Here is a 25,570-nt window from a genome sequence, read left to right as displayed (position 1 = left end):
TATGATTTATTGTGTGGAAGACGAGGGCAACATTCGCGATTTAATCGTCTATGCCCTGAAAAACAGCGATTTCGATGTGCAGGGATTCGCTTCCGGCGAGGAACTCTTTGAAGCCATGGGCGAAAAAGTGCCGTCTCTCGTGCTTCTGGACATTATGCTTCCCGGAGAAGACGGGCTCTCACTATTGAGCAAGATCCGCCGAAATCCCGCCACGGAAAAGATCCCCGTCATTATGCTGACGGCGAAGTCTTCGGAGCTGGACAAAATCGTGGGTCTGGACAAGGGGGCGGATGATTACATCGTCAAGCCCTTCAGCGTGCTGGAATTGGTGGCGCGGGTGAAGGCCGTTTTGCGCCGCACCACCCCGAAGGAAGAGGACGACGGGTCCATCGCCATCGACGGCGTTGTCATCGACAAGAAGAAGCGCACGGTGCTTGTAGACGGCGAGCCCATTAACCTGACCTACAAGGAATTTGAGCTTCTTTACTACCTTTTCAGGAACAAAGATATCGTCTTAAATCGGGAGAGTATTATGGCCCGAGTATGGGGCTACGATTTCGAAGGGGAGTCCCGCACCGTGGATGTGCACATCGCTTCTTTGCGTCACAAGTTGAAGGAGAAGGCCTCGCTGATTGAAACCGTTCGAAACATCGGTTACAAAGTAGGATATAAGGAATGAACAAAAAGATACGTCGATTCAGTTTTTTCATGGCGTTTATGATCGCCTTTATATTTCAAATAGCCGCATCCCTCGACTACCATAATCGAGGGATTCGTTCTAATGTCAATCGCCTCGACCTATTGGCAAATCGCCTGATACATACGGCAGATGAATCCGAACGCCTCCGCCTTTTAAAAAACCGAAGCGTCGACAAAGACGACGGCATCGTCTACCTAAGCGGCGAAGGAAAGGTGCTTTATACCAACAGCCTTTCCGAGCGCACCGATGCCTTGGTCGACTATGCGAAACAAAGCTCCCTCAAGGAGCAGGAGAGCGCCGGCTGGGCGGTGTATTCGAAAGGCTTTCTCGAAACCCAATACATTCGCACCACGGTATTTGAAGGCGGTAGCATGTTGATCGAGGTCATGGCCCACGACAGCATGATGGCCTCCACCTTCCACTACCTGCCCTACGCAGTCATCGCCGCGGCGGCAGGAGGTATGGCTCTTTATTTGCTTTTGATCTATTGGATGGAGCGGGAAGAAGAGGAAGGGGTTTTTCTCATACAAAACTTTCGCCGCTACATTCGGGATCCGGAATACAAGATGGCGCTGAGCCCCCTCCACAAAACCTACGAAGAGGCCCTGAAAAAAGAAGCCTTGCGCCAGCGCCATCAACTGGAAAGCTTAACCTCAAGGCTCACGGGCTTAAACGACATGGTGGAGAACATGACCGAGGGAGTGATCCTCGTCGGCGAAGATCGAAAGATCGTCTCCATAAACGAGGCGGCGGTGAAGCTCTTAAACGCTTCCCTCTACATTCATTTTCAGGGCAAGGACCTCCTTTACTTGTGTCGGGAACGGGATTTTTACGACGCCTTTTCCCGCGCCTTCGACAATCAAAAAGACGATGTACAGAAAATCGCCATGGACGGCGTGGTCATTAAGTTTTTCTTCGATCCCATATTTAACGACGCCGGAGCCTTTTACGGCATGCTGATTCTAATGATCGATGAAACCCAACAGAGTTTGGCCGAGCGCAGCCGCCGGGAATTTACATCCAATGTGACCCACGAGTTAAAAACGCCCCTCACCTCCATCTCCGGCTACGCGGAGCTTTTGCGTTCGGGCATGGTGGCGGAGGAGGATCAGGAGAAGTTTCTGGATATTATTCTCGACGAATCGAAAAAGCTTTTTGAACTTATCGACGCCGTGATCAGCATGAGCCGATTGGAAGAGAAGAATCGGCCGGAAGAATACCGCGTCGTGGACATGGAGGCCTTGTTGACGGATGTGTTGAAATCCTACGCGCCCGATGCTGCTCAGAAGGCGATCCATTTGGGCTTTCAACCGGATCGGGACAATCGCCTCTACACCCATCCGGACCTTATGCGGGAGCTTATAAGCAATTTGGTGGACAACGCCATCGCCTACAATGTAAAAGGCGGCAATGTGCGCATCGTCTTAGACGGAGACGATGCATCGACTTTCGTCGTCACCATACAGGACACGGGCATCGGCATCTCCTACGACGATCAACGGCGCATCTTCGAGCGCTTTTACATGGCGGATAAATCCCGCAGCTACAACGAAAAATCCACGGGGCTGGGTCTCGCCATTGTCAAGCACAATGTGGACAGCCTAAAGGGCACCATCGAGGTGAAGAGCCAGCTTCATCACGGCAGCACCTTCCGCCTCAGCTTTCCGAAAAAGGGCATCTATTCCGCAAAGTCATAAAGGTGGATCTATAGTATAATAGGTATCGGAAAGAGGTGCCTATGTATAAACTATTAATCGTAGACGACGAAGCAAAGATTCGGGAAGTGATTCGAACCTACGCGGAATTTGAAGGCTACGAAGTAGCGGAAGCCGTCGACGGCATGGAGGCTGTGGAAATTTGCAAGCGCGAAGATTTCGACGTCATCGTCATGGACGTGATGATGCCCCGATTAGACGGTTTCAGCGCCTATAAAGAAATAAAAAAAGACAAAGACATTCCGGTTTTAATGCTCAGTGCCCGAGGAGAAGAGTACGATAAGCTTTACGGCTTTGAAATCGGCATCGACGATTACGTGGTGAAGCCCTTTTCGCCGAAAGAGCTCATGGCCCGCCTCTCGGTTATCGCCAAGCGAAACAGCAGCGTCAAGGAAAATCACGTGCTGGAATTTAAGGGGCTTTCCGTGGATCTCGACGGCAGGGAAGTCTATGTAGACGGCAAGCCGGTGGATATGACGCCGAAGGAATTCGATCTGTTGGTCTTTATTGCCGAAAACGAAAACATCGCCTTGAGTCGTGAAAAGCTCCTCAATAAAGTATGGGGCTACGATTTTTACGGCGACGACCGCACCGTGGATACCCACATTAAAATGCTGAGAAACAGCATCGAGCCTTACCGCCACTACATCGTCACCGTGCGCGGCGTGGGCTATAAATTTGTCGGCGAGGATCAATCGTGACCCGGGAGAGTATCGTGGATCAAAAGAGCATACGCGTGAAATTTTGGCTGTACTTTTCCGTCATGGCCTTATTTATCTTGCTTCTTTTATGGCTTTTGCAAATCGTGTTCATCAACTCCTTTTACAAATCCATGAAAATTCGCGACACGGAAAAAGTCGGCCGCGCCGTGACCCGCCTGTTCGGCAAAGACGATTTCGAAGATACGCTCCTGCGCTACAGCTTCGAGAAAAATCTGAGCCTTCAGGTCTACAACGAGCGGGGCGGATTGGTCTTTCCCTTGAATCCACTGGATTACATTTACCAACCCGCCATTAGCGGCGACGACTTTTTTACTTATTTTCAGCCTCTGTTAAAAGACAATAAGACAGAGGAAACCTATGTGGCGGATTACAAAAACGAAAATGCCTCCACGATTTTATATGTGTCGTACTTAGGGGAAGAGGCGGGGCAGAAGTATTTCCTCGCCGTGTCCACCAATGTGGATCCCGTGGATTCCACGGTGGAAATACTGAAAGATCAGCTTATCATCGTAAGCATTATTTCCCTCATACTGGCATTTATTCTGTCGCTGTACCTAAGCTCCCGCCTGGCCCGCCCCTTGTCGGACATGGCGAAAACGGCGAGAGCCCTAGGCCAGGGCAATTACGATGTACAATTTAAGGAGCAGGACTACACGGAGATCAACGATTTGGCCCGCACCTTAAACTACGCCACCGGCGAATTAACCGACGCCCTGGAAATGCGAAAAGACCTCATCGCCAATGTGAGCCACGATTTTAAAACGCCCCTGACGGTCATTAAATCCTACGGCGAAATGATTCGGGATATTTCCGGCGACAACAAAACCTTGCGGGACAAACACGTGCAGACCATTATCGAAGAAGCGGATTACCTCACCCACTTCGTCAACGACCTGTTGGATCTATCCCGCGTGGAATCGGGGCTGGGGCAGTTGAATTTAGATGCGGTGGATCTAAAGGCGCTCACGGAAGATGTGCTTTGCCGCTTTAAAAATCTGGAGCGCACCGGCTACACCTTCGCCATTCACGGCGAGGGGCGGGCGGTATGCGACGAAAATAAAATTCGCCAGGTTATTTATAATTTCATCACCAATGCCGTGAACTACTCCACGGACAAAAAACAGATCGATATTTACATTATCGAGCAGAAAGATAAAATCACCTACTGCGTCCGCGACTACGGACGAGGCATGGCCGATGGGGATCGGGACAAGATTTGGGAAAGATTCTACCGCGGCCGCGACAATCACGAGCGGCAAGTGGTGGGCACGGGCCTGGGTCTGTTTATCTGTAAAAACATTTTAGAGTTACACGGCTTTTCCTACGGCGTGAAGTCGAAACTTGGCGAAGGCAGCACCTTCTACTTTAAGTGCCCGAAGAGAAACGAAGAAGTATAAAAAAGCAGCGGCTGAATCGTCGCTGCTTTTTCATATGAAAAGCCCCCGGTTTTACGGGGGCTTGTTGCATTTCTTCTATCCGATGTTATTTTTCTTTTAATTCCAAAACCAATTGGCCGCTTTCCACGCTGTCGCCTTCTTTGACGGAGATGTGTTCCACAATGCCGTCCATGGGGGAGATAATGTTGGTTTCCATTTTCATGGCTTCAAGAACCAAGAGGGGTTGGGATTCTTTTACTTCGTCGCCGACGGCCACGTTGATTTTCGCCACGGTGCCGGGGATGGAAGCGCCGACTTCCAGCGGATTGTTTTCATCGGCCATTAAGGTGCCGCTGCCGCCGGTGGTGGGCATGGGGCGGGTGTTGTCCGTAATGTCGATGCTGCGTCTGGAGCCGTTAATGTCGAAGGTCACGTTGCGGGTGCCGTCTTCTTTCAAACGGCCCACTTCGACTAAGGTGACGATCATTTTCTTGCCTTCGCCGACGGCCACTTCGGCGGTTTCGCCTTCTTGTAAGCCGTGGAAGAAAATGTCCGAGCCCATGCGCCAGAGTTGATCGTATTTGCTGAAATTCTTGGCGTATTCGTCAAATACCTTGGGGTAGAGGGCGTAGCTGGTAATGTCGCGCTCTGTAGGTTCGCGATCCATAATGTCTTTTAAGTGGGCTCTGTCCGCTTCGTAGTCTTCCGGATCCAGAAGTTTGCCCGGGCGAACGGTAATGGGTTTTTCGTCTTTTAAGACGATCTTTTGCAGTTTTTCCGGGAAGCCGCCGTAGGGTTGGCCCATCATGCCTTTAAAGTAGGTGACGACGGAATCGGGGTAGTCCAGATTGGCGCCTTTTTCGTAAATATTTTCAGGGGTCAAATCGTTTTGAACCATGAAAATCGACATATCGCCGACCATTTTCGAGGAAGGGGTAACCTTAATGATGTCGCCGACCATTTGGTTGACGTCTTTGTACATTTCCTTTACTTCCTTGAACTTGTGGCCCAGGCCGAAGCTTTCGACTTGGGGTTTCAAGTTGGAGTATTGGCCGCCGGGAATTTCGTATTTGTAAATTTCCGTGGTACCGCTCTTAAGATCCGATTCGAATTGTTCGTAAACGGGGCGAACGGCAGCCCAGTAGGCGGAGATGCGGTCAATGGCATCCAGGTCGATGCCTGTGCTTCTGGAGGTGTTTTCCAGCGCCGCCACGACGGAGTTTAAGGCCGGTTGCGAGGTCAGTCCGCTCATGGAGTTAATGGCCGTATCGGCAATGTCTACGCCGGCTTCTGCCGCCATTAAGACGGTGGCGACGCCGTTGCCGGTGGTGTCGTGGGTGTGGAGATGGATGGGGATGGAGATTTCATTTTTCAGTGCGCGGACTAATTTGCTGGCGGCGTAGGGTTTTAAGAGGCCGCTCATGTCCTTGATGCCGATAATGTGGCAGCCCACATCTTCTAATTGTTTTGCCAGCTTGACATAGTATTCCAAGGTGTACTTGTCGCGGCTTTCGTCTAAGATGTCGCCGGTGTAGCACATGGTGCCTTCGGCGATTTTGCCGTTGGCAATGGTTTCTTCGATGGCCAGGCGCATGCCTTCGATCCAGTTCAGGGAGTCGAAGATGCGGAACAGGTCGATGCCGCCTTCCGCCGATTCTTTAATGAATTTTTTGACCACATTGTCGGGGTAGTTTTTGTAGCCGACGGTGTTGTTGCCGCGAACCAACATTTGCATGAGAAGGTTGGGCATGGCTTCGCGCAAGAGATCCAACCGTTCCCAGGGATCTTCGTGGAGGAAGCGATAGGCGACGTCGAAGGTGGCCCCGCCCCACATTTCCATACTGAAGATTTCGCGAATGTTGTAGTTCATGGACTTGGCGACCTTCAAAAGGTCGATGGTGCGCATGCGGGTGGCCATTAAGGATTGGTGTGCATCCCGCATGGTGGTGTCCGTTAAGAGCAGGCGGTCTTGATCCAAAATCCATTGGGAAAGCTTCTTGGCGCCAAGTTCGTCGAAGATTTGTTTGGAGCCTTTGTAGCTTTCTTCTTTAAACGGGGGAACCACCGGCACGTCGAAAGATTTTTTCGCGTCGGAATTATCGTTGACCACGATGTTTCCGATGTGTTCCATAACGCGGAGTTCTTTGTCCGTAGACGTGTTAATGTCGAAGAGCTCCGGATGTTCGGCGATAAAGCCCGTGTCGCAGGTGCCTTCTCTGAATTCCTTCGTGTTCAATACATTGAGCAAAAAGCCGATATTGGTTTTGACGCCGCCGACTTTTAATTCACGAAGGGAGCGAATGGATTTGTTTACCGTGTCTTCCCAGGTGCGGCCTTGGGTAATGACCTTGACCAGGAGGGAATCGTAGTAGGGGCTGATGACGGCACCTTGGAAGCCGTTGCCGCCGTCAAGACGCACGCCGAAGCCGGAGGAGGAGCGGTACAAGGTGATTTGTCCCGTGTCCGGTGCAAAATTGTTCAGCGGGTCTTCGGTGGTGACGCGGCATTGAATCGAGAAGCCGCGGCGTTCGATGCTTTCTTGAGACGGAATGTCGATGGGCGCATCGGAAAGGGCGTAGCCTTGGGCGATTTGGATTTGGGCTTGAATGATGTCGATGCCTGTAACCATTTCGGTAACCGTGTGTTCTACTTGAATACGGGGGTTGACCTCGATGAAGTAGTGGTTGCCGGCGCTGTCGACGAGAAATTCCACGGTACCGGCGGAGCGGTAGCCAAGATTTTTTGTGATCTTCAATGCGTCGTTACAAATGTCTTGGCGCAGTTTGTCGGAAATGGAGAAGGCCGGCGTAAACTCGATGACCTTTTGGTGGCGTCGTTGAATGGAGCAGTCCCGTTCAAAGAGGTGTACCACATTGCCGTAGACATCGCCTAATACTTGGACTTCGATGTGCTTCGGGCGGTCCAAATATTTTTCAATAAACATGGAGTCGTTGCCGAAGGCTTTTTTCGCTTCGCTCTTGGCGGAGTGGAATTGATCCAAAAGCTCTTCTTTGCTGTTGACCACGCGCATGCCGCGTCCGCCGCCGCCGGCTGCCGCCTTAATCATGACGGGATAGCCCGCTTCTTCGGCAAATTCCAGAGCCTCTGCGTCGGAGTGAATGGCATCGTCGACGCCGGGAATGGTTTGAACGCCGGCTTCTCTGGCGATGATCTTCGAGGAAATTTTATCCCCTAATTGGCGCATGGTTTCCGCTCTCGGGCCGATAAAGGCGATGCCCGCTTCTTCGCACTTTTGAGCGAAATCGGGGTTTTCAGCTAAAAAGCCGTAGCCCGGGTGAATGGCGTCGACGCCTTTGTTCTTGGCGAGATGAATGATCTCGTCGATGTCCAAATAGGCGTCGACGGGATTTTTCCCTTTGCCGATTTCATAGGATTCGTCGGCCTTTGTTCGGAACAGGGAAAGGCTGTCTTCTTTCGAATATATAGCAACGGATCGTATGCCGAGTTCACGACAAGCTCGGAAAATACGGATGGCGATTTCGCCGCGGTTGGCGACGAGAATGCGCTTAAACTTTCTTTTCTCCATAATGACCTCCTTGGTAATTATAATGGCTCTATTATACCGCTTTAGTCGAGGAAAATCCATGAAGAAACAGGTTTTTACGGGAGTTCTTTCGGTTCTATTGTTTCGTACCATCGCCCATGATAAACTGAAAACAGAAAGGACGGGCCATGGAATTATTAATCGCTTGTGTGCTGGATTTTATCTTTGCGGATCCTGAGTGGCTGCCCCATCCCGTGGTGGGCATGGGAAAGATCATCGCAGCGGAATATAAAATGATTTTAAAAGTGAGGGATGGGTGGAAAAAGCCCTTGGGCATCGCCTGCGCCCTGGCGAATACGGCGGCGGTGTTTCTTTTGATTCGCGGCCTTTTAGGGCTTTTCAGCGGGCCTGTGAAAGCAATCCTGTCCGTCTATTTGCTTTACACCGCCGTGGCGGCAAAGACCTTGCACAAAGAAGCCCATGGCGTGAAAAGGGCCTTGGCCACATCTGTGGAAAAGGGAAGAAAACAGTTGTCTCGCATTGTGGGAAGGGACACGGCGTCTTTAGATGAAGAGGCGATCATTAAGGCGACGGTGGAGACCGTGGCGGAAAACACCTCCGACGGCATTATCGCGCCGCTGTTTTACGGCGCCCTCTTCGGTCCCGCCGGGGCCATGGCCTATAAAATGATCAACACCATGGATTCCATGGTGGGCTATCGCAACGAAACCTATCTGTTGGCGGGCTACGGGGCGGCGAAGCTGGACGACTTGGCGAATTTGATCCCCGCCCGCCTTACGGCCCTACTCATGTGTCTTTCGGCGGGCTCGGTCTCCCTTATGAAGCGGGCTTTTTTAACGGTAAAGGAATTTCACGGCGCCCATTTAAGCCCCAACGCGGGCTGGTGCGAAGCGGCGGCGGCGGGCATTTTAGGTATCGCCCTCGGCGGCGGCCACGATTACTTCGGCGAGTATGTTTATAAGCCCACCATCGGACGGGGGATTCATCCCGTAGCGCCCGGTGCCATCGACGATGTGACAACGCTCATGTGGCGCAGCACGGTTTTTTATTTAGTTATTTACATCATCATTGATTTTTTAGTTTAGGAGAGTGCATGAAAGCATTGATTATCGCCACCTTCGGCTCCACCCACGAAGATGCCCTTCGTCGGGATTTGGATCCCGTTGTGGATGAATTAAAAGCGTTGGCCGTTGTGCCTGTGCGGGTGGCATTTACTTCCCGCATGGTCATCGGCCGCTACGAGAAAAAGACCGGCATTCGCTACGAAAACGAAGTGGAAGCGGTGGAAGGGTTTTTAAATGAAGGGTTTCAGCCGGAAGAGATTTTTATTCAACCCCTTCACATCATCGAAGGCTTTGAATACGACAAGCTTGCCGATCTAAGAAGCCGCGGCGTGGCCGTGGGCGAAGCCCTTTTCCACGAGGAGGCGGATTTGATTCGCTTCGTTAATGAAGCAGGCGAGCGGTTCGACGAGCCCACGGTCTTCGTGGGCCACGGCAGCCACACGGCAGCGGATAAGGATTACGACGAGCTAAACCGCTTGTTTGAAGAAAATAATCTGCCCCACCGGGTGTGTACCATCGAAGGATCCGTCGACGACAGTCTGCCCCTGGATTACATGAAAGGGCGGGGCTATAAAGAGGTGCAGCTGGCGCCCTTATTGCTTCTTGCCGGGGATCACGCGAAAAACGATATTTTCGGCGACGACGATTCCGTAAAGACTCGCTTCGAGGCGGCGGGCATCTCCGTCGCGCCGGTGGCAGGCGGCATGGGCAGCTGGGATTTTGTCCGCGCCATTTATGCGGAAAAACTCCGCACCTATTTGGAGGCGAGACCATGCGAAAATTAGTGGGCATCGGCGTGGGCCCCGGTGCGGAAGATCTTTTAACCCTGCGGGCTTTGCGCTATTTGCAGGAAGCGGATCACATTTTCATTCCCCTGAACAAGGGAAAATCACGGGCCTATGAGGCGGTAAAAACATTTGTCGATGACGAAAAGGTGATTTTTCTCGACTTCCCTATGACCGAGGACATGACCGGCCGCTACCAAAAGGCCTTTGAACAGATTGACGCCGTGACGCAAGAGGGAGAGTTGACCTGCGTTCTGACTTTAGGCGACGGCACCATCTACGCCACCTTAATCGAGGTATTGGAGGCAGGTGAGTCGGATTTTGTCGTAGAATTGGTGCCGGGCATACCCGCCTTTGTTGCGGGCATAAACGGCGTCGTGGAGAGTTTGACGAAAAAGGGCGAGTCCTTTCTTTTGACGGATCATTTAGACGAGGCCATTCCAACGGCGGACACCATCGCCCTTTTAAAGACCACCCGCGCCGAGGAGAGCGCCGCCCGTTTGCAAGCGGCGGGGTATCACCTGCTTTATTTCGAAGCGATTGAAACGGATCGCTGGGTGGTCGCTTCAGATCCCGCCCGTTTCGCCGGCAGAAAGCAGTACATGAGCATGATTGTGGGAAGGAGACGGCCTTGGAACATGGCGGCGATACAAAAACATACGAAGGGAAGAGTGCGCATCCTTTAGCGGATTTCAGCGCCAACATCAACCCCTTGGGTGTGCCTGAAATTTTGAAGGACGCCATGACACGAGGGCTCGAAGGGGCGCCTCGCTATCCGGATCGCTTTTACCGGGATCTGCGCCGGTCGTTAGGTGATTGGATGGGCGTTGAGGCAGATCGCCTCGTCGTGGGAAACGGCGCCATGGAAATCATCGCTATCTGCATTTCTCTCTTTGAGACAATTTATTTGCCTACGCCGGCCTTCGGCGAATACGAAAGTATTGCAAAGGATCTGAAGAAAGAAATCGTCACTTATCCCATGAGCCATCCCTTTCGGTTGAATGTCGACGATTTTATCGCCCACATGCCTGAGGGCGCCCTCATCATTATCACCAATCCCCACAATCCCACGGGCTATACCCTTTCGGGAGATGAGGTGGCGGCAATTTACGAAGCCTGCGTCGCCCGGGGCGGGTATTTGCTCGCCGATGAGACCTTCCTCTCTTTTGTAACGGGCGGGGAAGCGGCGCAGAAGAAGGGGCTGTATCGTCCGAAGCAGATCACCGTGCGGGCCGCCACGAAGAGCCACGCCCTTCCCGGCTTGCGCTTGGGCTGGGCGGTGATAAACGACGGAATACGGGAGCGCTTTTTAAAGCGGCAGCTGCCCTGGTCGGTGAACGCCGTGGCGGAAGCCTGCGGTCTGCGCTTAAAGGACTGCGACGAGTACATGGCGAAGTCCCGCGAATTTATCGCGTCGGAGCGTGAGAAACTACTGGCCCTTTTTGAAGAATCGACGATCGCCGAGGCCCTGCCCGGGAAGGCGAATTTTCTTTTGATTCGCCTGAAAGATATCCATGTCGAAGCTTGTTTTGATTTCTTTTTAAGAGAAGGCATTTTGCTCAGAACGTTTTCGGAAGCGCCCTTAAAAGATCATTACTTCCGTATGGCCATTCGCGACGAAAAAGAAAACGCACGGTTTCGAGAACGATGGACACAATTTGAAAGGAGTTGCCGGCATGTATGAAAAAAAGCCCATGGCCATTGAAAAGACGTCCATGGAAATCATCGACGAATATTTAGACGATGTGGATTTCAAAAAGGACGAGTTGCCCGTGGTGCGCCGCATGATTCACACCACCGGCGACGTGGAATACCGCCACATTATCGACATTCACGACGATTTCATGGCGGCGGCCCGGGCCGTGATAAAAAGCGGCGGCAAAGTGTACACGGACACGAACATGGTGCGGGCGGGGATCAACAAAAAAGCCCTGGCGGCATCGGGGGTGGAACTCATCACCTTGATCTCAGACGACGAAGTGGCGAAAACCGCCGCCGAGCGAAAGACCACCCGCTCCATTGTGGCCATGGAAGAGGCCGTCAAAAGGGGATGCGAAGGATTTATTATCGGCAATGCCCCCACAGCCCTCTTCCGCCTGTTGGAACTTGTGGACGAGAAGAAGGCGGATCCGAAATTTATCATCGCCGTTCCCGTGGGCTTTGTCGGCGCGGCGGAGTCCAAGGAAAAAGTGGCGGAATACGCCGTGCCCTACATTCGCACCATCGGCACCAAGGGTGGAAGCAATGTGGCGGCATCGATTTTTAACGCCCTTTTGTACGAGGACTTCAGACGATGAACAAGACCACCGTCGTGGACGGCAAGCACATGCGATTGGGCTTTACCACCGGGACCTGTGTGGTGGCGGCGACGAAGGCGGCCATTGAAGCCCTGAAAAGAAGAGAGACGATCCATGTCGTCGAGGTCAGGGTGCCGGCGGGGGACGTGCTCATCATCGACGTCTATGAACAGAAGCGGAGCGAGAAGGCGGCCACCTACAGCGTCATTAAAGACAGCGGCGACGATCCCGACATTACGAACGGCATGGAAATTTTCGTCACCATTACAAAGACCGACACAGGGGATGTGCGCTGGGAGAAGGGCGTCGGCGTAGGCACCTTCACCGAAGACGGGCTTATGGGCAAGGCCGGGGAGCTGGCCGTCAATCCCGTGCCCCGTCGGGAGATCGAGAACTTGCTTCGCGCCAATATGGATGAAGGCATCGCCATTAGAATCGACATTCCCGAAGGGGAGTCATTGGCGAAAAGAACCTTTAATCCCCGCCTGGGCATCGTCGGCGGCCTGTCTATTTTAGGGACCTCGGGCCTCGTGGTTCCCATGAGCAAAAGCGCCTATGTGGCCACCATCGATTTGGAATTAAAGAAACTGAGAAGATCCGGCGCCGATGCCGTGATTTTAACGCCGGGCAATTACGGCGAAGAGCGGGCGGCGGCATTGGGCCTGGACGTGGCCGTGGTGAAGGTATCCAATTACTTCGGCGACGCCCTGTGTCTTGCGAGGGATTTAGGTTTTCAGGAAATCACCTTAATGGGCCATGTGGGCAAAATGGCCAAGGTGGCTATCGGCATTTACCAAACCCACTCAGCCACTGCCGACGGGCGCATGGAAGCCATCGTCTATTACATGGCTAAGGCGGGGGCGAGTGTGGCGGAAATGGACGCGGTGGAGGCGGAAAAAACCGCCGATCAGGCCATAAAAAAAGCGGCGGCCATGGGCTATGAAAATCTTATGGAAGCCATGGAGCGGGGCATTGAAAAGCGAGTGCCCCTGTACTTAAAAACCGAGGATATAAAAATCCACGCCATTATTTACACCATGTAGGAGGAGCGATGATTACCATAGTCGGCGCCGGACCCGGCGATTTAAAGAAAATGACCTACGAAGCCGTGGAAGCCATCAAAGGGGCGGATCGCGTCGTGGCCTTCTCGCGCTTGGCGGAAAAGCTAACGCCCATTCGAGAAGATATTGTGGCGGTAAAGCGCCTGAGCGAGGCGGAGGAGAACATGGATCCTGCCCTTCATGTGGCCGTTGTCGTGAGCGGCGATCCCCTGTTCTTCGGACTGGCAGGCACCTTTCGTGAAAGGGGCATTCACGTGGATAAAGTGATTCCCGGCTTGAGCAGCATGCAATGTGCGGCGGCGGTGCTGAATCTTCCTTGGCAGAAGATGTGTGCCTTTTCCTTTCACGGCAGAGAACCGGAGGTGGAGCTCCTTTTAAAAGAACCCTTAAGCTGCGTGCTTTTAGACAAACACTTCACGGCGAGTGATCTGTCGAAAGCTTTGGCGGCGAAGGGGGCCAAGGGCCGGATCCACGGTGCGAGCTACCTTTCCTACGAGAAAGAAAAGATCCTCTCCGCATCCATCGGCGAGGAAATTTCCATCGACGAAGAATTAGCATTGGCGGTGATTGAACTTGAACTGGATGAATGATTCCGATTTTATTCGCGGCGACGTGCCCATGACAAAAGAAGACGTGCGTATTTTAACCGTGGCGGGCCTTGAATTAGCCCCTGGCCTTTCATTTCTCGACATCGGCGCAGGCACCGGGTCCATTTCCGTTGCCGCGGCGGCCTTGGGCTGTGCGGTTACTGCGGCGGAAGTGAAGGACGAGGCCGTGGGATTAATCGAGAAAAACGCCGAAGCCTTTGGTGTAGGCATCGACGTAATCCGGGGAAAGGCACCGGATTGCTTGAAAGATGAAAGCTACGACCGCATTTTTATCGGCGGCAGCAGAGGGCAGTTGGACGGTATATTACGTTATGCTCACGATCATTTAAAGCCCGGCGGCATCTTGGCAGGTAATTTCATTACCATGAGCCACGCCGAAGCCATGAAGGCTTTTTTGAAGAAAGAAGGCTACGACCGGAGCCTGAAGTATGTGGCCGTCTCGAGGGAAGATCGACTGGGCCTGTTGCGGGCGGAAAACGGCGTGTTTATATTAAAGGGGAGAAAAAGATGATTTCATTTGTCGGCGCCGGTCCCGGGGATGTGGACTTAATTACGGTAAAGGGCAGGCGGCTTTTGGAAGAAGCTGACGTGATTATTTACGCCGGCAGTTTGGTGGATGCGCGCCACATGGATTCGGCGAAAGAAGGCGCCGAGATCTACAACAGCGCCACCATGCATTTAGACGACGTGCTGGATGTGATGAAAAAAAGCGCCGAGGCGGGGAAAAATCTGGTGCGCCTCCATACCGGCGATCCCTCCGTTTATGGAGCCATTCAGGAGCAAATGGACGCCTTGGATGAATGGGGCATCGACTACGAAGTGATCCCCGGCGTAAGCTCTTTTTCCGCGGCGGCGGCAAGCTTGAAGCGGGAATTCACCCTACCCGGCGTGAGCCAAACGGTAATCCTCACCCGCCGCGCCGGTCGCACCCCGGTGCCGGAGGGCGAGTCCATAGACAAGCTGGCGGCCCACGGCGCCTCCATGGCCATCTTTTTATCCGCCGGGCAATTGGAGGCCTTGGTGGAAGATTTGAAAAAGGGCTATTCCGACGATACGCCCATGGCCGTGGTTTATAAGGCCACTTGGGCCGATGAAATCGTCGTGCGCTCCACATTGAAAGACATTGTTAAAGACATGGAGGGGCGGGATATTTATAAACACGCCCAAATCCTCGTGGGAGATTTTCTCGATAGCGATTACGAAAAGAGCAAGCTCTACGACAAACATTTCTCCACGGAATACAGAAAGGCGGAGCGGTGAAGACGGCGGTATTGTGTTTTTCGCCTCAGGGGGCCGCGTTGGCGAAGCAGTATTTTTCCGATGCGGATCTCTTCGGCAAGGATTTTCAACGGCCGGCGAAGAAAGAGGAGTTCGGATCCATTTTTAGCGGATACGATCGCATCGTCTTTATCGGCGCCGCAGGCATCGCCGTGCGCTACATGGCGCCCTTTGTTGAGGACAAGCGAAAGGATCCCGCCGTGGTGGTCATCGATCCCACGGGGCGCTACGTGATTCCTATCTTAAGCGGCCACTTAGGCGGCGGTAATGGTTATGCCGTAAAGCTGGCGAAGGCCATGGGCGCCGAAGCGGTACTCACCACGGCGTCAGACAGCTTGGGCTTCGAAGCCATCGACGTTTTTGCGCAGAAAGAAAACTACGCATTCGAGGATATGGTGGCCATGAAAGAAGTGGCCGCCGCCATGGTGGCCGGGCGGGAGATCCCTTGGTACTCCGAAGAAGATGCATTGCCGAGCTACCCCCATATAAAGCGGGTGGAATCCATCGAGGCGGCGGATGTAAAAGAGGGCGTCGTGGTTACGACAAAAGACGTGGAAATTAAAAGGGGCCTTCAACTGGTGCCTCGGCGGATTCACTTGGGTATCGGTTCAAAAAAGAACACGGATCCGGAGGCTTTGGTGGCTTTAATAAAAAAGACATTGAAAACTTATGCCATTCATCCCATGGCTCTTTCTGCCATCCACACCATCGACATAAAAAAAGAGGAGGCCGCTATCCTTTATGCGGCGAAGCAGCTTAACCTTCCCCTGAAGATTTACACCGCGGAGGAATTATCGAAAAACGACGATCGCTGTTCGGGCAGCGACTTTGTCAAAGCCACCGTCGGCGTCTCCAGCGTCTCCTGCACGGCGGCCTTTATGGGCGGGGAAGAGATGATTGCGGAAAAAATTGCTGAAGCGGGTTTAACCCTGAGCATAACAAAGGAAACAAGATGAAGAAATTATTTATTATTGGCATCGGCCCCGGTGGCGAAGAGGATTTCACCCTGGGCATGATTCGGGCTTTGGAGGCCTCGGAAGTGATCGTGGGCTACAAGCCCTATTTAAACTACATTAAAAATTACACAAAGGGAAAAGAAATCCACACCACGGGCATGAAGTCGGAGATCGAGCGGTGCAAAATGGCACTGACCTCGGCGGAGGCGGGAAAGACCACGGCCATGGTCTCCACCGGCGATGCGGGCCTCTACGGCATGGCAGGGCCCTTGTTGGAACTGGCGGCAGACAAAGACATTGCCATTGAAGTCATTCCTGGCATCAGCGCCAATTTCGCCGCCGCATCGTGCGTCGGTGCGCCGATCATGCACGATATGGCCACCATCAGCCTCTCCGATTTAATGACGCCCTTGGATTTAATTAAAAAGCGGATACGCCTCGCGGCACAGGGGGATTTCGTCATTTGCTTTTACAATCCCCGCTCCAAGGGGCGACCCGATTATTTAAAAAAAGCCATGGGGATTTTAAAAGAAGAAGGCTACGAGGATACCAGGCCCGTGGCTTTGGTGAAACACGCCCGGCGAGACGGGGAAGAAAAAATCCTCACCACAATCGGGGCTCTGGACGACAACTTCTGCGACATGAACACCATGGTCATCGTGGGAAACAAAGAGACCTATGTAAAAAACGGCTTCATAATTACGCCCAGGGGCTATAAATTATGAAGCTCTGGATCATCGGCGGCACCTCGGAATCGGTGCGGCTCGTAAAAAGCGTGGATCGACGCGCCCTCGTCGTGAGCGTCGCCGGGGAAGAAGGCAAAGACCGCCTGCCGGAAGATACGGAAGTTCACGTGGGGCCCATGGATCGCGGAGCCATGGTGGATTTTATTCGCAAGAAAAGCATCGTCGCCGTCGTGGACATGAGCCATCCTTTCGCGAAGATCGTCTCCAAAGAGGCGAAAGGGGCCGCCGCGGATGCGGGCATCGACTACTACCGCTTTAACCGGCCCGTGGAGGATGAGGCGGGGGATGTGATCTTCGACGATTACCCATCTTGCGCCGAGTATATAAAAGAAAAAAACGGCACCTTTTTCTTTACCACGGGATCGAAACATTGCGATCTTTTTGAGTCGGTAAAGGGAGAAAGCCGCCACATCTATCGGATTATTCCCTCGTCGAAAAGCATCGATACGTTGCACGATGCCGGTGTCGCCATGGAAGACATGGTGGCCATGCTCGGGCCCTTTGATTTGGATATGAACCTGGCGCTTTTTAAACATGCCAAAGCCGACTTTCTGGTGACGAAAAACAGCGGCGCCGGCTCGGGCTTTCACGAAAAAATCGACGCCGCCCGCCGTTTGGGCATGACGAGTCTGGTGATTCGCACAGAAGGCGAAGAGGGGCTGAATTTTTCCGAAACCAAGGCCGTCGTAGAAAGGATATCGAATGGAATTCTCTTATCGCTTTTACACCAATAAAGATTGCAAATACTTTCCCTGCCACACCATGGAAGGGGATTTTAACTGCATGTTCTGTTACTGCCCCCTTTATTTGCTGGACGAGGACTGCGGCGGAAATTTTTCCTACGCAGGCGGCGTAAAAGACTGCTCCAATTGCACCATTCCCCATCGCCCCAAGGGCTACGATTACATTAACAATCGCCTTCGGGAAGAAATAAATAAAAGGAAAGAACGCCATGAAGGATAAGCTTGTTGGATCCATTGAAGGGGCGGATAAGGCGTACATGAAACGGGCCAAGGAATATTGGGACAATCGCACCCACCCTACGGGCTCCTTCGGCGCCTTGGAAGGAATGACCATTCGCCTGGCGGGGATTCAGCGGCGGGTCATTCCTTCTGTGGAGAAAAAGGCCATCGTCGTCTTTTGTGCCGACAACGGCGTGGTGGCGGAAGATGTGAGCTCCTCGCCTCAGGTCTTTACGCAAATGCTCGCCAATGCCATGGCCCGAGGGGAAACCGGCGTGGCGACATTGAGTCGTTGGGCGGATTCAGAGCTTTATATCGTAGACATAGGCATGAAGAAAGATGTGGCGCGGGAGGCATCGATTATCGATGCGCCCATTCGCTGCGGCACTGGCAATATTGCCGAAGAGGCTGCCATGAGCCGGGAAGAGGCCATAGAAGCCATAAAGCGGGGCATGGCGGTGGCGAAGGCGGCCATAAAAAATGGCGCCTCCATGATCGGCACCGGGGAGCTGGGCATCGGAAACACCACCACCTCGGCGGCCCTGCTCAGCGCATTAACCGGGGAGTCCGCCGAAGATTGCGTAGGCTACGGCGCCGGCATTACCAAAGCGCAGCTGGCGAAAAAAGTGGCGGTGGTGAAAAAAGCCGTGGCCCGCGCCGGAGACGGCGATGTGATTCACAAAATCGCCCAAGTGGGCGGGTTGGATCTCGCAGGCCTCGTCGGCGTGTTTTTGGCATGCGGAGAAGAAAAGGTGGCGGCGGTGGTTGACGGCTTCGTCACCGGCGTGGCGGCCCTTGCGGCGGTACAATTGGCACCGAATGCAAGCGACTATATTTTTCTCTCCCATAAGAGTTGTGAGAAAGCATCGGAACGTGTAAACACACATTTAGGCATGACACCACCACTGGATCTCGCCATGCGACTGGGGGAAGGGAGCGGCTGTCCTCTCTTTTTTCAATTGATGGAGGGAGCTCTTTACGCCATGAAAAACATGGGCTCCATGGAAGACAATGCCATCGATCCGGGCCTGTTAGTGAATATAGAAAAGGAGTCTCTATGATTACATTAGTGACCGGCGGCGCCAGGAGCGGAAAAAGCGGCTATGCGGAATCTCGATTGAGTCGCTACGAGCGCGTCGTCTACATCGCCACGGCGCAGACCGCAGATGATGGGGAAATGATTCGCCGCATCGAAGCCCATAAAAAGAGGCGGCCCGCCTCATGGCGCACGGTGGAGCGGGATCACCGCTTGGCGGAAGCGATCGAGGGAGCGGACGCCGCCCTCTTGGACTGCGTCACGGTGATGCTTTCCAATTACCTGTGGAAGTATTCCGCAGCGGAGGATGCAGTGGACGAGGAGAAAATCGAAGAGGCCTGCATGAAGGAGCTTGGGGCTTTAATTGCCGCGGCGCGGCGCACGTCCTGCGATCTGTGGATCGTCACCAACGAGGTGGGAAGCGGCATCGTACCCATGCATCCCGTCTCCAGGGCATTTAGAGACATTCAGGGGCGCGTGAATCAGCGACTGGCACTGGCGGCCGATGAAGTCTACGCCTGTATTTCGGGAATTCCGGTGAAGATCAAATGAACAGTTTACTTTTAGCCATCCAATTTTTAACGCGACTGCCCCTTCCGCAGGAGACGGAATTTAACGAAAAAGAAGCGGGGAAGAGCCTTTTCTGGTTTCCCTGGATTGCGCTTTTCATGGGGGTGGTCGTCGGTTTCGTCAACAATTTCTTCTACGACGTCGGCCCTCTTTTCGCCGCCTTTTTCGGTCTGCTCACCTGGTACTTATTAAACGGCGGCCTGCACATGGACGGGCTCATGGACACGGCGGACGGCTTTTTGTCTAATCGAGACAGAGATCGGGTCGTGGAAATCATGCACGATTCCACCATCGGCGTCTTTGCCGTCTTGGCCTTGGTGCTGGTGCTCTTGGGGAAATTTTCCGTGCTGGCATCGGTGGCCATTCAGCCTTTGGAGATGGGAATATTCTTCGCCTCGGCGCGCATGGGCGTACTGACCGCCATTCACTTTTTCCCTTCGGCACCCGCCTCGTCCATGGGAAATTTCTTTAAACATGGCGCGTCGAAAAACAGCTACTACCTGCAGTGGCTGATCCTTTCTGCGATCATTCTCTTTACGAGGGGCAAATCCTTTCTTCTCTTTCCCGTGGCCGGCTGCCTATGGGGCGTGGTCTTCTCTCGACTCTCCGTAAGAAAAATCGGCGGCCTTACGGGCGATGTTTACGGCGCCATAACAGAGACTGGGGAGCTTTTCATGTTGCTCCTCTTCGGGGTGTTTTTCTCATGAGCATTTATATGATGCGCCACGGAAAGACCTTGGCCAATGAAAAGAAATACTACGCCACGTCGACGGAACCCTTGCTTCCCGTGGATCCTGCCACGGCGAAGAAATTGAAGGAAGCGGTGGGCGCCCTTTGCGTAACATCCGTCGTCTCCAGCCCCTATTTGCGGGCAAAGGCGACGGCGGCCCTGGTATGGGATCGAGGGCCGGTGGCAGAAGAGGCGCTGATTCGGGAAGTGAATCTGGGCGTTTTGGAAGGCCGCAGCTTTTACGATGCCTACGATTTATACGGCGAAGCTCTCGCGCCTTGGATCGACGATCCCTTTAATTACGGGCCGCCTCGGGGCGAAAGCCTGAAAGAGGCCTTTGTGCGGGCTGAAACCTTTTTAAAGAGGGCAAAAGACGACACCCTCTACGTGAGCCACGACGGCTTCATGCGCTTGGTGCTTTCGGCCATAAAAGGCGACGTCCGGTCCTTTTTCCAATACAAGTTGGACAATTTTCAAATCATAGAAATCAAATAAAAGTGACAATTCCGTTACAAATCCGGTGGAAGTCTTCAAGGGGCCCCATCCTTTTGCTATAGTTTTAGGAGCTTTAGAAGCAAAGAAAGGATGTTACCATTGAAATACACATTGAAACGGTTATTGGCACTTTTTTTATGTGCGTCCATCTTACTCCCCGCAACAGGCGTCTTCGCCCAAGGCGTCGAAAGCCCGAAAAATTTGGCCTTGGCCTTGGCACAAAGTGAAAGCGGAAATTACGATGCCTTTACGCTCAGTTGGATCAATCCCGATTGGGTGAAGAAGCAATTGGCATCGGGCAAGACCGTGGCCTTTGAAATCGACAGCTCAGTCAATCAAAATCCCTGGTCTTCAACAAAGGGCCAAAGCTTTAAAGGCGAACTCACGGCAAAGGACAAGGACCGCGCGGAAGTGAAGCTTTCCGGAGCGCAATTTTCGAATTTAGCGAATCCCGCTTTGGAGAGCAATCTCTACAGCTTCCGCGTCCGCTACATCGGTGCGGGCGAAAGCGGGTACACCAATGCGGTATCCGTAGGCTATCGCCCGGTATTTAACAATTCCAGCAATTGGTCTGTAGAGGAATTAAGGGATGCCGGGAAAAACGGATTGATTCCGCCTTCGGTGAAGGCTGACATGAAAAAAGACATTACCCGGGAAGAGTTTACGGAAGTCATGGTTCGCCTCTATGAAAAAGTGGAACGGGTCCATTTGGTGGCGGGCAAGAGCCCCTTTAAAGACACGAAAAACGAATCCGTGGTCATCGCATCCCGTTTAGGCCTGGTCAACGGCGTAGGCAACGGAAAATTTGCGCCGAATGCCAAGATTACTCGGGAAGATATGGCGACGATTCTGGCGCGCTTTATTAAGAGCGTAGGCGTGAAAGAAAACGCAACAAGCGGCGCGCCCTTTGGCGATCACAATAAAATCAGCCCCTATGCACGTGAATCCGTCTACACACTCCGATCCATGGGACTGATGGACGGGTATCAAGACAATGCGTTTAGGCCCAAGACCCACGCCTCCAGAGAACAGGCCGTGGTACTGGCTCAGCGCATCTATACGACAATTGCAAAATAAACCTGTTTAGGGAAAAAGAAAACCGAAGGCACATAACCTTCGGTTTTTGCATCTATGTCGTTTGTAGGGATTAAACTAATTTTGCCAAGAGGGCAGAGGCCAAGCCGAGAAAAATAAAGAACCCGCACACATCGGTAAATGTGGTGAGAAAAATCGGCGATGAAATGGCCGGGTCGATCTTTAACTTGTCGAATAAAAGGGGCAGTAAAAAGCCCACGATGCCTGCGATAACCATGTTTAAAATCATGGCGGCAAAAATAATCAGCCCCAAATACACATTGTGGTACTTCAGATACAAGACGATGCCGGCGAAAAAGCCGATGACGGCGCCGTCGAAAATGCCGAGACCGATCTCTTTTAAAACCAAAGGCAGGTCTTCTTCCAAACTGATTTCGTCTCGGGCTAAACTGGTTAAGACGATGGAAAGTGCCTGATTGCCGGCGTTTCCGCCCATGCCCGTTACAATGGGCATGGCGGCGGCAAGGGCCACCACTTGGCTGATGGTGTCTTCAAACATGGCAACTACCGCCGAAGCCATAAAGGCCGTAAAGAGATTGATAACGAGCCAAGGCAGGCGGCTTTTCACGGAGTGAAGGAAGTTGGAGTCGTATTCTTCGTCTTTGGAAACCCCACCAATGGCCAAGATATCTTCGTTATGTTCCTCTTCCATAACGTCGATAATGTCGTCTGAGGTAATAACGCCGAGAATGGCTTCGTTTTTGTTCACGACGGGCAAATACTTTAAGTCGTATTTATAAATTAAATTGGCGGCCTCTTCCTGGTCCTGATCCGCATAGACGAAGAAAGGATGGCTTTCCACGAGATCCGCCAAAGGCTTAAAGCCCGGGGCCACGAGAATTTCCCTTAAGTCGACGATCCCCTGCAAGCGGTGCAAATTGTCCGTAATAAAAATCGATTCGATGATTTCCGTCGTCGGCGCGATTTCTTTGATCTTTAACAGGGCTTCACGCACGGTGAGGGACTGTTTCAGGGAAATAAATTCCGTTGTCATGATCCCTGCGGCGCTGTCGTCGTCGTAAGACAAGATCATTTGAAGAATATTCGATTCGCTTTTCTTCATGTAATTCAGGACGTCTTTGCGCTTGCTGGTAGGCAACAGCCCCAACAAGTCCGCCACATCCGCGTTGGTCATGTAACTGAAAATATCGATTAATTCTTTTGTCGAATAGAAATGAGCCATTCGAACTTGAAGCTCTTCTCGGGCATTTTCGATGAGATTGGCAATCTCCTCCGGATCCAGCATAAAAAGGAAATACTGCAGATCCGTCGTATCCAAATCCTCCAGCACATCGTCGATGTCCACGGAGTGATAGGTATTGAAGATCTCCTTGCCGTCATTGATGCTGCCGTTTGCAATGCAGGCATCGATTTTCTCTTTTAATAAGTCATAGTCGGTTTCATATTCCAATGGCCGTCACCTCCGATTCGATTACATTAACAGTATACCATTGAAATCAATTAAAAGTCAGCCCGAGGTGGAAGGTGGGTTGTTAAAAAAGAAATAATAAGTCATAGAACTGTAACAGAGAAGTAACATAAATGACCTCTCAAATTGTTACATTCTGTAACCATCTGTGTTATAATTTCAAAAGATCATTAAGAAAAATCTAATTTCGAATGGAATGATCCTTAGGGATCGTTCGAGGAGAAGTATTAATAAGGAGTGTTGTTTTTACATGAATCAAAAGTTCAAGCTTGCCATCGGAACGACTGCATTGGCAATCATTTCGGTAGTAGGTCTTCGAGATACCGGCGTTTTCGTGCAGGATCATAACACCACATTGTACAGCGGCAGCGAATTGAAATTCGCCGTAGAAGAACAAGCGAACATCGTAGATACCAATGATCGCGGCTACATAGTCCAAAAGGGCAATGCCAAGGTCACCGTTCCCAAGGAAAAGATCCTGGTAACCGAAAGCAAGCCCCAATATTACACGGTAAAGAAAAATGCCATCCTGAAAAAAGACGGCAAGGTTGTCAGAAACCTTTTTATCGGTGAAACACTTCAAACAGTGAAACACTACCCCAACACCGTGGCGGTAAATACGGAAGACGGTCTTTTCGGATCCGTAGAAAATGCTTACATCGAAGCCATCGAAGGGCCCCACACGACCCCGGCGAAGGTAAAGCAAAACTTAAGACTTGAAAATGCCAACGGCGCTTACCAATTGGCCAAAGATCAAACGGTAAATGTCGTCAGCTATAAAGACGGCCTCTTCATTATTCTTAACGATGAAGGCAAGGATTTCCAAATCGATCCCAACTACTTAGACTTCGGCGAAGGCGGCGTGAAGGCCGTAAAACGCGAAGTGATTCAAAAGCAAGCACCGGTCAAAAAAGTGGTCGAACCCATTGCCGCACCGCCGAAAGTAGACGGCGCCAAGGCGCAACGCGTAATCGACTCGGCATTTGGCAAAATGGGCTCCCCCTATGTATGGGGCGCTACCGGCAACGGCGGTTACGACTGCTCCGGTCTCGTCTATGCCATTTATGTCAACGAATTGGGCATCTCCCTTCCCAGAACGTCTTCCGCACAATCCCAAGTGGGCAATCAAGTGGATCGTTCGCAATTGCAACCGGGTGATCTGATCTTCTTCAACACCACGGGCAAGGGCGTTAGCCACGTAGGCATTTACATCGGCAACGATACCTTCATCCACGCCAACAGCGGCAGCGGACGGGTTAAACAAAATAAATTATCTGAAAAATATTATGACTCCCGTTTTGTCAATGCAACGCGCGTGTTATAATAAGTCGGAAACACGAAGAGCGGTTCGCCGCTCTTTTTTAATGAGGAGGAACTAATGAAATTTGACGTGAGCCCCTTGCGGGAGAAGCTTCTCGAGGATTTAAAGAAAAAAGTGGCCCTTGCCAAAGAAAGAGAAATCGGCGATAAACTTTTGATTCTTCGCATCGGCGATAAAAAGGCGGACATCAGTTACGAAAACGCCATTAAGAAATCGGCGGATAGTGTCGGCATGGATGTGGCGGTGACCGTATTCGACGAAGGCGCTTCGGAGGGCGATCTCCTACGGGAAGTGGAACGAGGCAACAAGGATGGGCGCATCGGCGGAATTCTGATCTTTCATCCGCTGCCGAAGCATTTTGACGCCGAGGCCATTGACCGCGCCATTGTGTCGGAAAAAGACATCGACTGCTTGAGCCCCTTGAATCAATGGAAGATTTTCACGGGGCAGGGTAAAATGATGCCTGCCACGGCGAAAAGCGCTTTAATGATCGCCGAAGCCATGGGGGATTTAGAAGGCAAGCGGGTGTTGATTATTAACCGCTCCATGGTCATCGGAAAGCCTCTGGCCATGATGCTTCTAGATAAAAACGCCACGGTGACCTTGGGTCATTCTCGTACGAAAAACATCCCTCAACTGGCGAAGGATTACGACGTGGTGGTTTACGGCACCGGGCAGTCTCGCTGGGTAACGGCGGATTTTGTCGGCGAAGGACAATGCATCATCGACTGCGGCATCGCCTTTGACGAGAAGGGGAAATTAACCGGCGATGTGGATTTCGATGAGGTGGTGGACAAGGCACATCTCGTGACTTCCGTGCCCGGCGGCGTCGGAAGCCTGACCAATTTATTATTGCTGGACAATATGTTTGTGGAGTCGATTTGATTCCATGAAAAAGCCCTCGCGACAATGGTAGAGTGACCCCATAAAGTTGGACTTAATCGAGTAAGCATTTCGCTTACTCGATTTTGTTGCATTAGAAAACCCCCGGTTAGACCGGGGGTTCCGTTTAGCTTTAGCGATAATCACCCGTTATTCCCAGAATGGTATGATAAGAAAGGTCTGCCAACCAATCACAATCAGGAGGGAATAATGACA

At 52.2% G+C, this 25,570-nt stretch carries 26 protein-coding genes; 24 read left to right on the top strand and 2 right to left on the bottom strand.

The window, feature by feature from the left end:
• Position 1: 1 nt before the first annotated feature.
• From KO087_RS05060 to KO087_RS05045, 4 genes are read left to right on the top strand one after another with little or no spacing between them, the layout of a single operon-like run.
• Positions 2 to 679, top strand: coding sequence for a response regulator transcription factor (locus KO087_RS05060; protein WP_215508217.1), 678 nt, complete (start codon positions 2 to 4; stop codon positions 677 to 679).
• The gene (locus KO087_RS05055) at positions 676 to 2,397 is read left to right on the top strand and encodes a sensor histidine kinase (RefSeq protein WP_215508216.1); all 1,722 of its coding nucleotides are present in this window, start codon (positions 676 to 678) and stop codon (positions 2,395 to 2,397) included. The genes KO087_RS05060 and KO087_RS05055 overlap by 4 nt, the downstream gene beginning before the upstream one ends.
• Before the next feature lie 41 nt (positions 2,398 to 2,438).
• On the top strand, positions 2,439 to 3,116 hold the full coding sequence (locus KO087_RS05050; protein ID WP_215508215.1) for a response regulator transcription factor: 678 nt from the start codon (positions 2,439 to 2,441) through the stop codon (positions 3,114 to 3,116).
• A 14-nt stretch (positions 3,117 to 3,130) separates the two neighbouring features.
• Positions 3,131 to 4,534, top strand: a complete 1,404-nt coding sequence (locus KO087_RS05045) for a sensor histidine kinase (RefSeq protein ID WP_251374921.1) — start codon at positions 3,131 to 3,133, stop codon at positions 4,532 to 4,534.
• 85 nt (positions 4,535 to 4,619) lie between these two features.
• On the opposite strand, the gene KO087_RS05040 is transcribed toward KO087_RS05045, so the two are convergent.
• The gene (locus tag KO087_RS05040; RefSeq protein ID WP_215508214.1) at positions 4,620 to 8,060 is read right to left on the bottom strand and encodes a pyruvate carboxylase; all 3,441 of its coding nucleotides are present in this window, start codon (positions 8,058 to 8,060) and stop codon (positions 4,620 to 4,622) included.
• Between the two features lie 146 nt (positions 8,061 to 8,206).
• On the opposite strand from KO087_RS05040, the gene cbiB reads away from it, so the two are divergent.
• The 18 genes from cbiB (at position 8,207) to KO087_RS04950 (ending at position 21,704) form a co-directional block, all read left to right on the top strand.
• Entirely contained in the window at positions 8,207 to 9,124 is a 918-nt protein-coding gene (cbiB, locus tag KO087_RS05035; RefSeq protein WP_215508213.1) for an adenosylcobinamide-phosphate synthase CbiB, read from the top strand.
• 8 nt (positions 9,125 to 9,132) lie between these two features.
• Positions 9,133 to 9,888 carry a sirohydrochlorin cobaltochelatase gene (locus tag KO087_RS05030; protein WP_215508212.1) on the top strand — a complete coding sequence of 252 codons (756 nt, stop codon included), beginning with the start codon at positions 9,133 to 9,135 and terminating at the stop codon, positions 9,886 to 9,888.
• Positions 9,876 to 10,574, top strand: coding sequence for a precorrin-2 C(20)-methyltransferase (locus tag KO087_RS05025; RefSeq protein WP_215508211.1), 699 nt, complete (start codon positions 9,876 to 9,878; stop codon positions 10,572 to 10,574). The genes KO087_RS05030 and KO087_RS05025 overlap by 13 nt, the downstream gene beginning before the upstream one ends.
• A complete protein-coding gene (locus KO087_RS05020; RefSeq protein ID WP_215508210.1) occupies positions 10,520 to 11,572 on the top strand; it encodes a pyridoxal phosphate-dependent aminotransferase in 1,053 nt (350 codons plus the stop codon). Before KO087_RS05025 ends, KO087_RS05020 begins: the two co-directional genes overlap by 55 nt.
• Positions 11,565 to 12,185 (top strand): precorrin-8X methylmutase, encoded by a 621-nt coding sequence (locus KO087_RS05015; RefSeq protein WP_215508209.1) that lies wholly within the window; start codon positions 11,565 to 11,567, stop codon positions 12,183 to 12,185. The genes KO087_RS05020 and KO087_RS05015 overlap by 8 nt, the downstream gene beginning before the upstream one ends.
• The gene (gene cbiD / locus KO087_RS05010) at positions 12,182 to 13,228 is read left to right on the top strand and encodes a cobalt-precorrin-5B (C(1))-methyltransferase CbiD (RefSeq protein ID WP_215508208.1); all 1,047 of its coding nucleotides are present in this window, start codon (positions 12,182 to 12,184) and stop codon (positions 13,226 to 13,228) included. The genes KO087_RS05015 and cbiD overlap by 4 nt, the downstream gene beginning before the upstream one ends.
• Positions 13,229 to 13,236: 8 nt before the next feature.
• Positions 13,237 to 13,836, top strand: a complete 600-nt coding sequence (gene cbiE / locus KO087_RS05005) for a precorrin-6y C5,15-methyltransferase (decarboxylating) subunit CbiE (protein ID WP_215508207.1) — start codon at positions 13,237 to 13,239, stop codon at positions 13,834 to 13,836.
• Entirely contained in the window at positions 13,829 to 14,365 is a 537-nt protein-coding gene (cbiT, locus tag KO087_RS05000; protein ID WP_251374922.1) for a precorrin-6Y C5,15-methyltransferase (decarboxylating) subunit CbiT, read from the top strand. Before cbiE ends, cbiT begins: the two co-directional genes overlap by 8 nt.
• Positions 14,362 to 15,114, top strand: coding sequence for a precorrin-4 C(11)-methyltransferase (cobM, locus tag KO087_RS04995; RefSeq protein ID WP_215508205.1), 753 nt, complete (start codon positions 14,362 to 14,364; stop codon positions 15,112 to 15,114). Before cbiT ends, cobM begins: the two co-directional genes overlap by 4 nt.
• Positions 15,111 to 16,088 (top strand): cobalt-precorrin 5A hydrolase, encoded by a 978-nt coding sequence (locus KO087_RS04990; protein ID WP_215508204.1) that lies wholly within the window; start codon positions 15,111 to 15,113, stop codon positions 16,086 to 16,088. The genes cobM and KO087_RS04990 overlap by 4 nt, the downstream gene beginning before the upstream one ends.
• Positions 16,085 to 16,813, top strand: coding sequence for a precorrin-3B C(17)-methyltransferase (gene cobJ / locus KO087_RS04985; protein ID WP_215508203.1), 729 nt, complete (start codon positions 16,085 to 16,087; stop codon positions 16,811 to 16,813). The genes KO087_RS04990 and cobJ overlap by 4 nt, the downstream gene beginning before the upstream one ends.
• A complete protein-coding gene (cobK, locus tag KO087_RS04980) occupies positions 16,810 to 17,568 on the top strand; it encodes a precorrin-6A reductase (protein WP_215508202.1) in 759 nt (252 codons plus the stop codon). The genes cobJ and cobK overlap by 4 nt, the downstream gene beginning before the upstream one ends.
• Positions 17,537 to 17,797 (top strand): cysteine-rich small domain-containing protein, encoded by a 261-nt coding sequence (locus KO087_RS04975; protein WP_215508201.1) that lies wholly within the window; start codon positions 17,537 to 17,539, stop codon positions 17,795 to 17,797. Before cobK ends, KO087_RS04975 begins: the two co-directional genes overlap by 32 nt.
• Positions 17,787 to 18,857, top strand: coding sequence for a nicotinate-nucleotide--dimethylbenzimidazole phosphoribosyltransferase (gene cobT / locus KO087_RS04970; RefSeq protein ID WP_215508200.1), 1,071 nt, complete (start codon positions 17,787 to 17,789; stop codon positions 18,855 to 18,857). Before KO087_RS04975 ends, cobT begins: the two co-directional genes overlap by 11 nt.
• Entirely contained in the window at positions 18,854 to 19,384 is a 531-nt protein-coding gene (gene cobU / locus KO087_RS04965) for a bifunctional adenosylcobinamide kinase/adenosylcobinamide-phosphate guanylyltransferase (RefSeq protein ID WP_215508199.1), read from the top strand. Before cobT ends, cobU begins: the two co-directional genes overlap by 4 nt.
• Positions 19,381 to 20,109 (top strand): adenosylcobinamide-GDP ribazoletransferase, encoded by a 729-nt coding sequence (gene cobS / locus KO087_RS04960; RefSeq protein WP_215508198.1) that lies wholly within the window; start codon positions 19,381 to 19,383, stop codon positions 20,107 to 20,109. Before cobU ends, cobS begins: the two co-directional genes overlap by 4 nt.
• Positions 20,106 to 20,627, top strand: coding sequence for a histidine phosphatase family protein (locus KO087_RS04955; protein ID WP_215508197.1), 522 nt, complete (start codon positions 20,106 to 20,108; stop codon positions 20,625 to 20,627). Before cobS ends, KO087_RS04955 begins: the two co-directional genes overlap by 4 nt.
• A gap of 111 nt (positions 20,628 to 20,738) precedes the next feature.
• Positions 20,739 to 21,704 carry an S-layer homology domain-containing protein gene (locus KO087_RS04950; RefSeq protein WP_215508196.1) on the top strand — a complete coding sequence of 322 codons (966 nt, stop codon included), beginning with the start codon at positions 20,739 to 20,741 and terminating at the stop codon, positions 21,702 to 21,704.
• Positions 21,705 to 21,774: 70 nt separating this feature from the next.
• On the opposite strand, the gene mgtE is transcribed toward KO087_RS04950, so the two are convergent.
• Complete coding sequence (gene mgtE, locus KO087_RS04945) at positions 21,775 to 23,133, bottom strand: magnesium transporter (RefSeq protein ID WP_215508195.1); 1,359 nt, start codon at positions 23,131 to 23,133, stop codon at positions 21,775 to 21,777.
• 268 nt (positions 23,134 to 23,401) lie between these two features.
• Here mgtE and KO087_RS04940 point away from each other — a divergent pair, with 268 nt between their 5' ends.
• Entirely contained in the window at positions 23,402 to 24,475 is a 1,074-nt protein-coding gene (locus KO087_RS04940; protein ID WP_215508194.1) for a C40 family peptidase, read from the top strand.
• Positions 24,476 to 24,529: 54 nt separating this feature from the next.
• Positions 24,530 to 25,357, top strand: a complete 828-nt coding sequence (locus KO087_RS04935) for a bifunctional 5,10-methylenetetrahydrofolate dehydrogenase/5,10-methenyltetrahydrofolate cyclohydrolase (RefSeq protein ID WP_215508193.1) — start codon at positions 24,530 to 24,532, stop codon at positions 25,355 to 25,357.
• Positions 25,358 to 25,570: the final 213 nt, after the last annotated feature.

The sequence above is a fragment of the Peptoniphilus rachelemmaiella genome (assembly GCF_943169845.1).
GTDB lineage: Bacteria > Bacillota > Clostridia > Tissierellales > Peptoniphilaceae > Aedoeadaptatus > Aedoeadaptatus rachelemmaiella.
Note: the sequence above shows the minus strand (reverse complement) of the source record. Positions and strands in the feature narration are given on the sequence as shown.